Raw genomic sequence first — 13,745 nt, 5'->3', positions numbered from 1 at the left:
TTGAAAATGAGAGAAGGAAATTATCATGAATTCAATTATTCAAAGGATTACAGAAGTCATTGATGAATCACCTGATAAAATTTGTTATAGGAACGGTCCCATAACTGCCACTTATCGTGATTTAGGACAAAAATCTGATCGCATAGCTAATTTCCTGCAGGATAAGTTTTTGCCAGAAAAAAGTCCGATCGTGATTTATGGCGGACAACAATTCGAAATGTTAGTGATGTTCATAGGTGCCATCAAGGCAGGACATCCTTATATTCCGGTAGACGATGGTTCAGATTCACAACGAATCATCCAGATCGAAGCAGTCGCAAGACCTTCGTTAGTATTGAACTGGAGCGGTGTTCAAGATTTAGGCGTTGAAACACCAGTTGTTTCTCAAGCAGAATTGATCACGACGATGAATTCCGAAAACGACATTTATGACGCAGATCAGAGTATCGGACCAACCGATGATTTTTATATTATCTTTACTTCGGGAACGACCGGAACTCCCAAAGGAGTGCAGATAAGCACTGACAACCTAACGGACTTCGTCACTTGGGTTCACAGCAAATTTGATTACTCTAATGAAACTAACTTGTTACTACAAGCCCCATTCTCATTTGACTTGTCGGTCTTTGATATTTATCCGGGTTTGACTAGCGGTGCCACATTGACGGTCGTTGATAAGGATACGACTAAGAACTTCGGCAAATTACAAGATGCAATCGTCGATTCTGAGTTTGACACTTGGATCTCGACCCCGTCATTTTTCGAAATGTGTCTCTTATTCAGAGGTTTCGACAGTATGAACATGCCTCATCTCCAGAAGTTCATCTTCTGTGGAGAAGAATTGACACACGCCACAGCTACTAAGTTGTTGAAGAAGTTTCCTAAGGCAAAATTATATAACACCTATGGTCCGACTGAGAATACCGTTGCAGTGACCTCGATACTGATTGACCATGCGCTATTAGCTAAGTACGACCGACTTCCAATTGGTTATCTCAAATCAAATATGAATCATATTATTTATAATTTTGAAAAAGGTCTCGACGGATATTTGACTGGAGAGTTGTTGGTCAGTGGTCCAGATGTATCCAAAGGCTATTTGAACAATCCAGTTCAAACTAAAAAAGCCTTTGAAGTTATCAATGATGAGACCTTCTATCACACTGGCGATATGGTCAGTGAGGCGCCGGATGGTCTGTTATTTTACAGAGGTAGAACTGATTTTCAAATCAAGATGCATGGATATCGGATCGAATTAGAAGAAGTCGACGCGATGCTAGGTAATTTGGATCAAGTCAAGCAATCATGTACGGTTCCGCTATATAACAACAAGAAGCAAGTAAGCAAGATGATTGCACACATTGTTTTGGAAGATCGCTTCAAGTCCGTAGATGAGCTTGAGTTGAATTCTGAAATCAAAAATGAATTGAAGACTACAACTATGGATTACATGATTCCAAACGTCTTGAAGTTCGTGGAACAATTGCCGATCAGTAAAAATGGAAAAATAGACAGAAAGGCACTAATAGGCGAGATTAATGCATAACATCACACCATACAGTTCCCCGCATTATTTCATCTATCTTTTTGTACTATTACTTCCAATAGTTATTGGTCTACTATACGGCAAACGTTTCAAAGTGTACGACTTCTTTGCGACAGTTATTATTTTGGCAATTACCTTTTTTGGAGGTGATGCTAGACAGGGTATTTCATTAATATTTTATATATTATTTGAAATGATTATTGTGTTTGCATACAAGCAGTATCGGAAAAAATACAATAATTTTTGGATATTCAGCCTTGCGGTAGTTCTAGCGATCATTCCACTGGTTTTTGTCAAGCTAGATCCAATTATGAATAACGCTACATTGTCGTTATTCGCATTTATGGGAATAAGTTATTTAACTTTCAAAGTAGTAGAAATCATCATGGAGTTGCGTGACGGCACGATCAAGGAGATCAAACCGACCGAATTCATCAGATTCCTGCTCTTCTTCCCAACCATTTCCTCAGGACCAATCGATCGTTTTCGTCGTTTTCAAAAAGATGTATTGAAAGTACCAAGTCGTGAAAAATATTTGGAATTACTACACCTCGGTACTAACAGATTAATGTTGGGATTAGTTTATAAGTTCATTTTGGGTTACTTCTTCGGGACCTTGCTATTACCGAAAATATCGATCTTAGCATTGTCATACGGAGAACAAGCACCACTTGGGATTTCCTGGGCATTACTTGCTTACATGTACACATATAGCATGTATCTATTCTTCGACTTCGCTGGTTACTCGTTGTTCGCCGTTGCCATCAGTAACTTTATGGGTGTAGAAACACCGATGAACTTCAAACAACCATTCAAGTCAGTCAACATCAAGGACTTCTGGAATAGATGGCATATCACATTATCATTTTGGTTTAGAGATTTTATTTATATGCGTTTGATTTTTATGATGATGAAGAAAAAATGGATTAAAAATCGCGTAACGATGGCTAACATCGGTTACTTTACGCTCTTTCTCATCATGGGATTCTGGCATGGTGTCACTTGGTATTATATTGTTTACGGTATTTTCCACGCCGGTGCCATGATCACTAATGACGCATGGTTGAGATACAAGAAGAAGCATCGTCAACAGATTCCTAGCAACAAATTTACTAAGGCTCTAGCAATCTTTATAACTTTTAACGTAGTTTGCTTCAGTTTCCTGATTTTCTCAGGATTTTTAAATACATTATGGTTTAGCTAATCGAAGGAGAATATAAATTATGAAAAACACAGATAAGATCGTAGACATTTTAAAAGACGTAACAGGACTAGACGATATTGGGAATGATTTAGATCAAGATCTATTCGCAACGGGTATCCTAGATTCAATGGCAACAGTTGAAGTTCTAGTGACTTTACAGGATGAATTCGGTATTGAAGTACCAGTTTCAGAGTTTGACCGTACACAATGGTCGACTATCAATAAAATTTCAGATCGTGTCACAGAATTGGCATAAACTATGAAAAAAAAGTTATGGATGATTTTTGGACCTGTAATAGTTGCGATTGTTGCGTTATTGATTCTTTTATGGACTCCGATTAATTTCAAAACAGTTACTTCACATAAGATAGATCAAGCATCTACTTCACTAGATGTGAGAGTTCTCAAGGGTGAAAGTGTTAAGAATGCGGCTGAAAAAGAAAATTACATTCCTATTATTGGATCATCTGAACTTTCTAGAATGGACCCATTTCACCCATCCTCAATGGCACAGAAATATCACTGGAAAAATAAGCCTTTTTTGTTAGGTAATCCAGGGACGGCATCGCTGACACAAGCGATGAATGTCAGTGGTATCAATGGATTGAAGAATCAAAAGGCGGTAGTTATCATTTCACCGCAGTGGTTTACCAAGACAGGGGTACCTGCGGATGCTTTCAAGTATTTTCTCTCACCACTACAATTGAGTGGTTTTATCGTTGATTCCAATCATGGTGATAAGAAGATGAACAAATATATCGCCAATAGGATCCTTGATTTAGATGATAGCTTAGGTACGATCGAAACCGACGCCTTACTCAGAATTGCCGATGGTAAACAGATCACTAGCTTTCAACGCTTATATATCAGCACGTTAACACGCAATAGCTTGAAGAATCAAGATAGCCTGTTTGGAACTATTTCATTGAATGATCATCAAGATAAAATCGATAAGGCAGTATCCAAACTACCAGATGATTATGACTACAAGGATCTGAACAAACTAGCGGTGAAGATGGCTAAGCATCATTCCCGTGAAAATGACTTGCAGATCGGTGATTCTTACTATAAGAAACAATTGTACCGACGGATTCATCGTTATAAGAATGCGCACCGACATGTGGATTACAAGCATTCTCCTGAATACAACGACTTTGAAGCCATGTTGTATTTGTTCAACCAGAATCATACTGAAGTCATGTTCGTCATTCAGCCAGTAAATCCTAAGTGGATCAAATATACCGGTATGCCGAAGAATGCTCTGTCTGACTTCGACAAAAAGATCAAGTACCAATTGCAATCTCAAGGATTCAACAACATCGTCGATTTGACGCATGAGAAAAATCCTAACTATATCGCTGAAGACACTATTCATATGGGATGGCGTGGTTGGTTGATCTTAGATAAGCATTTACAACCGTACTTCAAAGATAAAAAAGCCGATCATAATAAAACGAATTATAAGATGAACAGCTACTTCTTAACTAAGAAGTGGGCTGACAATGTTGACTTTTAAAACTTCCCAAACCTGGCAGGCGAGGGAAGTAAACCGTAATACCTTTTCCGTAGTACTGTTTCCCCTCAAAAAACAGTACATGCCCGCAATCGAGACTTCTACAATAAAAGTAGAGTCTCGATATTTTTTTGTCCAAAAATGTAAGCCTTATAAGTCTTATTGTGATAGGGGCTGAAGCCTTGTGAAAAAATCAGTCGAATGCCCGTATATCGGCATTTATAAGCCACATAGTTTGCAAAAGATAACTATTTTTGTTACGGTAAGTGATGTCTTTTAATTATTTTTATTTAATGGATAGTATCCTTTTTTGAAAATTTAATCGTTTTATATTGGCAGGCTCTTGAGTGTTAGATTTACTCAGGAGCTGATTTTATTCGCTATATACACAGTAAGGGCGACCTTACACTATTCTAGAATGGGGGATTTGATGACTGTAAAAGTTGAAGTTAAGAACTTGACTAAGATTTTTGGAAAACATATCAGTCGAGCTAAGGAATTAATCAAGCAAGGCAAGACTAAGCCAGAGATTCTCAAGGAGACTGGTGCCACTGTTGGTGTCGATCAGGCGAGTTTTGAGGTGAATGATGGTGAGATATTCGTCATTATGGGCTTGTCAGGTAGTGGTAAGTCAACGATGGTCCGAATGATCAATCGTTTGATCGAACCTACTGATGGTTCAGTGTTGATCGACGGTGAAAACTTGATGGAGATGGACAAAAAATCACTTCGTGAAGTTCGTCGTAAAAAAATGAGTATGGTTTTTCAGAATTTTGGATTATTACCGAATCGGACGGTTTTGGAAAACGCTGAATATGGATTAGAGATTCAAGGTGTCGATAAAGAGACCCGTGAAAAAAAGGCTAACGAAGCACTCGAACAAGTTGGTATCACAGGATACAATGATGAATATCCAGATCAATTATCCGGTGGTATGCAGCAACGTGTTGGACTAGCCCGTGCATTAGCGAGCAATCCACAGATCTTGTTGATGGATGAAGCGTTCTCAGCGCTGGATCCTTTGAACCGGACGGACATGCAAGATCAGCTTCTGGATATTCAAGAGAGATTACACAAGACGATCATCTTTATTAGTCATGACTTGAATGAGGCTCTGAAATTGGGCGACCACATTATGATCATGCGTGACGGTGAAGTCGTCCAGACAGGTACGCCTGAAGATATCTTGACGCATCCGGCCAATGAATACGTAGAAGAATTCATCGAGAATGTCGACCGGAGTAAAGTGCTAACAGCTGGAAATGTCATGATTCGTCCAGTTACGATCAATATCGACAAAGCTGGTCCAAGATTGACTCTGAAACGGATGAAGAACAATGAAGTTTCGACTGCTTATGTGGTTAACAATAAGCGGACATTGATCGGTATCGTTGATGCTAACGATGTTATTGGATTGGTACGAAAGGACAGTAGTGACCTCAGGTCGGTCATCAAGACAGACGTGCCAACGACACACGAAGATACACCAATCAATGATTTGATGGATGAAATATCTCAAACGGGGATTCCTTTTGCCGTGGTCAATGACGACAAGCAATTGAAGGGAATAATCGTCCGCGGAGCTGTTCTTGGTGCTCTAGCAGGAAATGAGGTGAGTGATTTTGAATAATATTCCACAAATACCATTAGCACATTGGATCGACAATTTTGTCGATTGGTTGGTTTCATTCACTGGCTTCTTTAACGGAGTGACTAATTTTATCGGTGGTATCAACAATGCCTTTCAGTGGGTCTTTGACCTCATACCTATCTGGTTGTTCATCGTCATTGTCTTGGCGCTGACTTACTATATGAATCGTGATGCTCAGAATTGGAGCTTATTGATTTTTGAATTGCTGGGATTATTGTTGATCTGGAATTTGGATTTCTGGCGTGATATGACCCAGACCTTGACCTTAGTCTTGACGTCGAGTTTGATCGCCTTAGTCATTGGTATCCCACTGGGGATATTGATGGCGAAGAGTCGAGTGGCAGAAATAATCCTGAAGCCGATCCTTGACTTCATGCAGACTATGCCAGCCTTTGTTTACTTGATACCAGCAGTAGCACTGTTTGGTATCGGGATGGTACCGGGAATCGTTGCCTCTGTTATCTTTGCCATGCCTCCAACGGTCAGGATGACCAATATGGGGATTCGTGAAGTTCCAAGTGAGTTGATCGAAGCGTCAGATTCTTTTGGTTCGACTGAATGGCAAAAACTTTTCAAAGTTGAATTGCCATTAGCCAAGACGAGTTTGATGGCCGGTGTTAATCAAAGCATGATGCTGTCACTGTCAATGGTCGTTACTGCCTCAATGATCGGTGCGATGGGTCTTGGTACCAAAGTTTACTTCGCGGTTGGTCGAAATGACGCTGGTGGTGGTTTTGCTGCTGGTCTAGCGGTCGTTATCTTAGCAATTATCTTGGACAGATTGACGCAGTCATTGACACATGATCGTAGGAAAGGATAGGAGGGATTGTTTGAAGAAAAAATTAAGATATTTAAGTCTTTTCTTTGTAGCATTACTGATTATTCCATTGCTTGCGGCATGTAGTTCACAAACACAACCTTATGACAGTAGTAAAAAACTGGGATCACAAATAAATTACACTATCACGGGGATAGATGCTGGTGCGGGTATCATGTCATCGACTCAGACGGCTTTGAAAAAATACGGTTTGAGCGATGCCAAGTGGCAATTACAAACTAGTTCGACAGCTGCGATGACTAGTACCTTGGACAAAGCAATCAAAGAAAAACGTCCGATCGTTGTCACCGGTTGGCAACCACATTGGATGTTCACTAAGTTTCCTATCAAGTTTTTAAAAGATCCTAAAAATGTTTACGGTAAAGCCGAGAGTATCCATACGATCGTCAGATTGGGATTGAAAAAGGATGATCCGGAAGCATATACCATCCTAGATCGTTTCCACTGGGAACCTGAGCAAATGTCGGACGTCATGTTGAAGGTCAATGATGGAATGGATCCACAAAAAGCTGCTAAACAGTGGATCAAAGCTAATCCTAAACAAGTGAGCGAATGGACTAAAGGTGTCAAAAAAGTTCATGGGAAATCACTCAAAATGACCTATGTAGCTTGGGATTCGGAAATCGCCTCAACTAACGTCGTTGCGCAAGTCCTCCGTGAGCAAGGTTACAAGGTAACGATTCAAGCCATGGAACAACAACCAGTTTGGGCTTCGATCGCTACTAAGGCCGCCGATGCGCAAGTTTGTGCATGGTTGCCTAAGACTTCCGGCCTGTATTACAAAGATTATAAAGGCCGTTTTGAAGATTTAGGACCTAATTTGAAGGGTGCCAAGGTTGGATTGGCAGTTCCAAAATACATGAAGAATATTAATTCGATCGAAGATTTAAAGAATAAATAAAATTCTAAAATAATATAAAAAATAAGCTGAAACAAAATAAAATTGTTTCGGCTTATTTTTTTCACAAACTTTACTTGAACAAATTGAATCTTTTGATAACGGTCACATGAATCCTTGTGAAAAAACATTATTTATATATTAAAGGAATATTTTTTATATAAAATAGTATTTACAAATTCGGCGAATCCTATTAGTATAGGAATATAATCAGCTTTGAAAATTACCAAAAAATTTCCTTATGTTGGTAAGGGGGGCTAGATGAGTATATAATTCTATTCATGAAGATATTTATATTTTATATAGGAGTGCTCTCATGAACATACAGAGTTTTGTGAATCGAAGAAAGCAATTAGGTTTGTCACAGAAGGAATTGAGCAACGGTATTTGTACTCAAGCTACCTTAAGCAAATTTGAAAATAATGGTAAGATTCCATCACTAAAGATTCTAATACAATTATGCAATCGACTCGATCTTTCACTTGATGATGTTATGGGTGTAAACGATAGTCGTTCTAAAAAAATAGTTATTGCGATGAATAAAGTTGAATTCAATTTAATAACTAGTGAATATAAAGAATCATGGGATATTATCAAAAAAATCGATCAAAATTTGCTCAAGGATGATGCCGATGCCTTGATGCAATATTATTATCTCAAAGGTTATTTGAATGTTTTGGATGGCGGAGATTTGTTCGAAGCAGTGTTTGATTTTAATCAAATATTAACGAGCTTGGATTCCGATGGAAAAACTATTTTTACCTTTTTAGCATACACCGGTATGGGGATGGTTTATGCCAAACAGAAGGATGCCGCCAAGAGTGAATATTATTTCAACAAAGTATTCAACGATATTTATGGAATGTCGATCGAAAATATCAATCAGATCTGGCGTTACATCAGTATTATTTTTTATTGTGCAATTTATTATTCAGATCAACACGATTATGAAACTGCCAATACATTGCTTAACTATGGGGTAAAGATTTGTTCAGATAACCACGTGACTTATTACATTGCTAGATTATACGCTCAATTAGCTATCAATGACTGTGCTGTGAATGGTTCTAGTGACCAAACGACAGAGTTTTTGACGAAGGCTCGTGTTTTTTCCGAGTTCAATAACAACCAAAATGAATTGGTAACGATCAAGGGGCTGATTAAAAACTGTAAGTAGGGGGAAATCTCATGACTTCTTACAAGAAGCTGAATAAGATTTTACTTTGGGTTTTAATCATCGCTTTCTCGATCTTGATTGCTGGGGGACTTCTGATTTTTAAGAACGAAGCCCCACGTCCGTCTAAGATTGTTAACGAATCTGGCACTACGGTCGTCACTAAGGGTGAACTAGTGTCAGGACAAGCTGTTTTTGAAAAATACGGTCTGACAGATTATGGTACTTATTTAGGAAATGGTACTTATTTTGGACCAGATTATACAGCTGAAGCATTACACATTTATTTGAAGGGCATGCATGAATACTATGCCCAAAAAGAATTTTCTAAAGATTTCAAATCCTTATCAACTGAACAAAAGTCAGGAATCAAAGGTGTCGTTAAAGAGGAGATCCGTAAGAATCGCTATAACTCTCAGAATGATCAATTGGTACTGACGGATGCTCAAGTTGCGGGACTGAATCATTTGACGAAATACTACCGTCATGTATTCAAGAACAATCCCGACGAAGCGGGACTGCCTGAAAACATGATCAAAAATATGACGAATGATTTCATGGAAAACGGCGACAAGGTCGACCAATTGACTTACTTCTTCTTCTGGGGAGCTTGGTTATCTTCGACTAATCGTCCCGGACAAGAATATTCTTACACGAACAACTGGCCTTACGACCTGGATGCCGGTAATATCATGACCTCAGATGCAATGGTCTGGACGGCCATGTCAGTGGCGTTACTAGTCGCAGGTGTAGGTCTAGTTATTTACGTGTACAAAAAGTACCACTTCGATATGCAATATACTGAAGATTTTTCGGAAATAAAAGGTATCAAAACAGATGAACCAATCACTAGTTCACAACGTAAGGCCGCTAAGTATTTCTTGATCGTTATGTTGATGTTCTTCGTGCAAGTACTGCTGGGAGAATTGCTGGCCCATTACTATGTGGAAAACTCCTTCTTTGGAATTCCACTGCAAAACATCTGGCCGTTCAACTTAGCGAAGACTTGGCATTTACAATTAGTGATCTTTTGGATCGCAACCGCTTGGTTGGCAACTGGTATATATATAACGCCAAGGATAATTGGACGTGAACCTAAGCGTCAAGGATTACTAGTCGACATCTTGTTCTACGCTCTGTTAGTAGTTGTCGGCGGCTCCATGCTTGGTGAATGGGGCTCAACTTTAGGAATCATCAATGATAAGTGGTGGCTATTTGGTCATTATGGTTGGGAATACGCTGAAATGGGTAAGTTTTGGCAAATCCTATTCATCATTGGTATGGTCTTGTGGGTTATTATTTTACTACGAGGCTTCCTACCTGCGATCAAGATCAAAAAAAATCTCGACCGTTCAAGATTGTTACAATTGTTACTCTGTGGTTCCATCGCCATTCCCGCTTTTTATCTAGCTTCACTATTTATTTTGCCTAACTCACACGTTACTTTCGCCGATTACTGGAGATGGTGGATCGTTCATCTGTGGGTCGAAGGTATCTTCGAATCATTCGCCGTCATCTTGATCGGTTACTTGATGGTCGATATGAAATTAACTACTATCAAGTCAACGATCAGAGCCTTGTACTTCCAGTTGATCCTATTACTGGGTACAGGTGTCGTCGGTATGGGGCATCATTATTTCTGGGAAGGTGACCATTCGATCTGGTTAGCATTGGGTTCTTGTTTCTCCGCCCTAGAAGTTATCCCACTCTGTCTGTTAGTTTGGGAAGCTTACACGCACTACCGCGTCTACAAGGATTCAGCCGTTGATTTCCCATACAAGGGGACCTTCATGTTCTTAGTTTCGACCGGATTATGGAATGCAATCGGTGCGGGAGCTTTAGGATTCTTGATCAACGCTCCAGCAATCAATTACTTTGAACACGGGACACAGTGGACTTCAGCTCATGCACACGGTTCAATGGCGGGAGTATACGGCTTCTTCTCTGTTGCAATCATGTTATTCGCCATGCGTCATCTGACGAAACCAGAGTTCTGGACTAAAAAAGTCGAGAAATGGATCAAATGGGCTTGTATCGTCATGAATATCGGCTTAGCCGGAATGACGTTTATTACCTTGATGCCAATGGGCTTCTTGCAACTTAAGGATGCATTGGAGCATGGATATTGGCATGCAAGATTAGCCAGTTTTTATCAGGATCCAGTCATCATGGGGTTGACGATCGCCCGTTCAGTACCAGACATTATCTTTACCGCCGGTGTCGTTATCCTTCTGGTAGTGTTCTTCAGAGGGATGTTCCACTTGAAACCAGCTTCTGAAAAGATCAATTCGATTGATTATGATATTAAATAAAAAAATTAAGACTCACATTTGTGGGTCTTTTTTGTTGCTATAAAGGCTTTCGTTGAGTTTTAAAATGTGAAGATTGTTAAGTAAATTAAAAAAAGATTTGTATATTCTAATTTTGAGTGCTAGTATTACCACTATCAAATCAAGGAGGTTACGTATATGTCTAATCAAAGTCGAATTAATAACAAAATGATCAACACATCCGTAACTTTCTTATCAGCCTTGCTGCTCTGACCTTAGGACTCTGACAAATTATGTCGAGCCCTTTTTGCGTTAGGAATGGGGCTTGGCGGATTACTTTCTTCGTAAACACCTCATTCAGTCGATGAGGTGTTTTTTTATATCCAAAATAAAAAAAGTTCGAGAGGAAGATAATTATGAGTAAGCAAATTCAATTTTTCGATACAACATTACGTGATGGAGAACAAACGATCGGAGTTAATTTCAGTATTGATGAAAAAATCAAAATTGCTAAGCAACTTGAAAAATGGGGTGTAGATGTGATCGAAGCTGGCTTCCCAGTTGCATCACAAGGTGACTTCGAGGCTGTCAGTGCAGTAGCTAGAGCCGTCAAGCATACTCGAGTGACGGGTCTTGCTAGAGCAAGGAAAGGTGACATCGACGCTTGCGTTGAAGCTACCAAAGATGCCGCACACAAACAAATCCATGTTTTCATTGCAACTAGTCCGATTCATCGAGAGTCCAAGCTACACATGACAAGAGCTCAAGTTATCGAATCTATTAAAGAAAATGTTACCTATGCGCATAAGTTCTTCAAGATCGTTGAATTCTCACCTGAAGATGCCACTAGAACTGAGCCTGACTTCCTAGTTCAAGCCATTCAGACAGCAATCGATGCAGGTGCCACGGTCATCAATATTCCTGATACGGTCGGCTACACCAATCCGGTTGAATTCGGCGAACTATTCAAAAATCTTCGAACTAACATCCCTCGCTTCGATGAAATCACATTCTCTGTTCACTGCCACGACGACCTAGGAATGGCGGTCGCAAACAGCCTAGCATCGATCGAAAATGGTGCTACTCGTATCGAAGGTACTATCAATGGTATTGGCGAACGTGCTGGTAATGCTGCACTGGAAGAAGTTGCGGCTGCAATGTATGTTCGTAAGGATTATTATGACGCGCAATCAAATATCGACCTTTCCGAAACCAAAGTAACTAGTGATATGATCAGCAGATTCGCCAAAATGCCAGTGCCACGCAACAAGGCGGTGGTTGGTGCCAATGCCTTCGCACATGAGTCAGGTATCCATCAAGATGGGATGCTAAAGAATCCTCAAACTTACGAGATCCTAACACCAGAGATCGTTGGAGCACATAAGACGACCCTACCACTTGGCAAACTATCCGGTTCGCACGCAGTGATGACAAAGCTACAAAAGATGGGGTATCAAGTTGACCGCGATACGATGAAGATCATCTTCCCTAAGTTCAAAGCAGTCGCTGATCAAACTGATATTGTTTCTGATAACGATCTACAACAAATCATGGAAGAGGTAAGTGCTTAATGAGTGACCAATACAAAATTGCAGTTCTTGCAGGCGACTATATCGGACCAGAAATCATGTCCGCCGGATTGGAAGTCTTGGCAGCAGTGAGTGAAGACCAAGATTTCAAATATCAAATTGACCAAGTACCTTTTGGAGGAGCGGCGATCGACCAAACTGGAGACCCCTTACCAGCTACAACCTTAGAAACTTGTCAAAACAGTGATGCAGTACTGTTAGCAGCTATTGGTGGTCCGAGATGGGACCAGGCTACAAAACGACCAGAAGCCGGATTGCTGGAGATTCGTCAGAAGCTGGGACTATTTGCTAACATCCGTCCGACCGTCATCAGTTCGGCGATGAAGCCATATTCACCAATCAAATTTGATGAACCAGTTGACTTCGTTATCGTTCGAGAATTGACTAGCGGGATTTACTTTGGTACTCCAAGATCCAAGACAGCGACCAAAGCAATTGACACGATGAGTTATACCGCTGAAGAAATCACAAGGGTCGCTAAAGTAGCCTTTGAAATGGCTAGTCATCGTAGACGACACGTGACGCTAGTCGATAAGGCAAATGTTCTTGCTACCAGCAAATTTTGGCGAGAGATCACGGCAACGGTTGCTAAAGAATATCCCGAAGTCAGGTTTGATGCGAGTTATGTCGATGCGGCGGCGATGAAGATCATCGCTGACCCTGGTCAATTCGATGTCATCCTAACCGAGAATCTGTTCGGTGATATTTTGAGCGATGAAGCGGCTCAAACGACAGGCTCACTAGGGACGATCCCTTCGATGAGTAAGGGTGCCACTGGTCCAGCACTATATGAACCAATTCATGGTTCCGCTCCCGACATTGCTGGTAAAGGCATCGCTGACCCGATCTCGATGGTCAAGTCAGTTGCGATGATGCTCGAAAACTCATTTGGACGAAAAGACTTAGCTCAACAAATCAATCAAGCTGTCGATATTGCGATCAATAACGGTATCACTACCCCCGACTTAGGTGGGACAGCTTCAACTGCTGAAGTAACAACTGAAATTATTAAATCAATTAAGGAAAGCAGGAACGAATATGTCACAAGATAAACCTCGTACA

The 13,745-nt window shown here is 40.2% G+C and carries 11 protein-coding genes; all 11 read left to right on the top strand.

Annotated elements, in window-relative coordinates:
* Nucleotides 1–25: 25 nt before the first annotated feature.
* The gene (gene dltA, locus AC27FM_RS05140) at nt 26–1,546 is read left to right on the top strand and encodes a D-alanine--poly(phosphoribitol) ligase subunit DltA (protein ID WP_487086442.1); all 1,521 of its coding nucleotides are present in this window, start codon (nt 26–28) and stop codon (nt 1,544–1,546) included.
* The gene (gene dltB, locus AC27FM_RS05135) at nt 1,539–2,750 is read left to right on the top strand and encodes a D-alanyl-lipoteichoic acid biosynthesis protein DltB (protein ID WP_487086440.1); all 1,212 of its coding nucleotides are present in this window, start codon (nt 1,539–1,541) and stop codon (nt 2,748–2,750) included. Before dltA ends, dltB begins: the two co-directional genes overlap by 8 nt.
* Nucleotides 2,751–2,769: 19 nt before the next feature.
* The gene (dltC, locus tag AC27FM_RS05130) at nt 2,770–3,006 is read left to right on the top strand and encodes a D-alanine--poly(phosphoribitol) ligase subunit DltC (protein ID WP_487086438.1); all 237 of its coding nucleotides are present in this window, start codon (nt 2,770–2,772) and stop codon (nt 3,004–3,006) included.
* A 3-nt stretch (nt 3,007–3,009) separates the two neighbouring features.
* Nucleotides 3,010–4,266 carry a D-alanyl-lipoteichoic acid biosynthesis protein DltD gene (dltD, locus tag AC27FM_RS05125; protein ID WP_487086436.1) on the top strand — a complete coding sequence of 419 codons (1,257 nt, stop codon included), beginning with the start codon at nt 3,010–3,012 and terminating at the stop codon, nt 4,264–4,266.
* Nucleotides 4,267–4,693: 427 nt separating this feature from the next.
* On the top strand, nt 4,694–5,893 hold the full coding sequence (locus AC27FM_RS05120; RefSeq protein WP_487086434.1) for a quaternary amine ABC transporter ATP-binding protein: 1,200 nt from the start codon (nt 4,694–4,696) through the stop codon (nt 5,891–5,893).
* Nucleotides 5,886–6,734 carry an ABC transporter permease gene (locus AC27FM_RS05115; RefSeq protein ID WP_487086432.1) on the top strand — a complete coding sequence of 283 codons (849 nt, stop codon included), beginning with the start codon at nt 5,886–5,888 and terminating at the stop codon, nt 6,732–6,734. The genes AC27FM_RS05120 and AC27FM_RS05115 overlap by 8 nt, the downstream gene beginning before the upstream one ends.
* Before the next feature lie 10 nt (nt 6,735–6,744).
* Nucleotides 6,745–7,653: a glycine betaine ABC transporter substrate-binding protein gene (locus tag AC27FM_RS05110; RefSeq protein WP_487086430.1), complete on the top strand. Its 909-nt coding sequence runs from the start codon at nt 6,745–6,747 to the stop codon at nt 7,651–7,653.
* Nucleotides 7,654–7,966: 313 nt separating this feature from the next.
* Nucleotides 7,967–8,827: a helix-turn-helix domain-containing protein gene (locus AC27FM_RS05105; protein WP_487086429.1), complete on the top strand. Its 861-nt coding sequence runs from the start codon at nt 7,967–7,969 to the stop codon at nt 8,825–8,827.
* An 11-nt stretch (nt 8,828–8,838) separates the two neighbouring features.
* On the top strand, nt 8,839–11,136 hold the full coding sequence (locus AC27FM_RS05100) for a nitric-oxide reductase large subunit (RefSeq protein WP_487086427.1): 2,298 nt from the start codon (nt 8,839–8,841) through the stop codon (nt 11,134–11,136).
* A gap of 374 nt (nt 11,137–11,510) precedes the next feature.
* Nucleotides 11,511–12,665 carry a 2-isopropylmalate synthase gene (locus AC27FM_RS05095; RefSeq protein WP_487086426.1) on the top strand — a complete coding sequence of 385 codons (1,155 nt, stop codon included), beginning with the start codon at nt 11,511–11,513 and terminating at the stop codon, nt 12,663–12,665.
* On the top strand, nt 12,665–13,735 hold the full coding sequence (leuB, locus tag AC27FM_RS05090) for a 3-isopropylmalate dehydrogenase (RefSeq protein ID WP_487086424.1): 1,071 nt from the start codon (nt 12,665–12,667) through the stop codon (nt 13,733–13,735). Before AC27FM_RS05095 ends, leuB begins: the two co-directional genes overlap by 1 nt.
* Nucleotides 13,736–13,745 lie beyond the last annotated feature (10 nt).

Source organism: Companilactobacillus sp. y65-5 (assembly GCF_057541095.1).
This window is presented reverse-complemented; position numbering and strand designations above follow the sequence as displayed.

Coding starts and splice junctions, on each gene's coding strand:
- leuB (WP_487086424.1), top strand. CDS start 12,665: ATGAGTGACCAATACAAAATTGCAGTTCTTGCAGGCGACTATATCGGA.
- AC27FM_RS05105 (WP_487086429.1), top strand. CDS start 7,967: ATGAACATACAGAGTTTTGTGAATCGAAGAAAGCAATTAGGTTTGTCA.
- dltB (WP_487086440.1), top strand. CDS start 1,539: ATGCATAACATCACACCATACAGTTCCCCGCATTATTTCATCTATCTT.
- dltD (WP_487086436.1), top strand. CDS start 3,010: ATGAAAAAAAAGTTATGGATGATTTTTGGACCTGTAATAGTTGCGATT.
- AC27FM_RS05100 (WP_487086427.1), top strand. CDS start 8,839: ATGACTTCTTACAAGAAGCTGAATAAGATTTTACTTTGGGTTTTAATC.
- dltC (WP_487086438.1), top strand. CDS start 2,770: ATGAAAAACACAGATAAGATCGTAGACATTTTAAAAGACGTAACAGGA.
- dltA (WP_487086442.1), top strand. CDS start 26: ATGAATTCAATTATTCAAAGGATTACAGAAGTCATTGATGAATCACCT.
- AC27FM_RS05095 (WP_487086426.1), top strand. CDS start 11,511: ATGAGTAAGCAAATTCAATTTTTCGATACAACATTACGTGATGGAGAA.
- AC27FM_RS05120 (WP_487086434.1), top strand. CDS start 4,694: ATGACTGTAAAAGTTGAAGTTAAGAACTTGACTAAGATTTTTGGAAAA.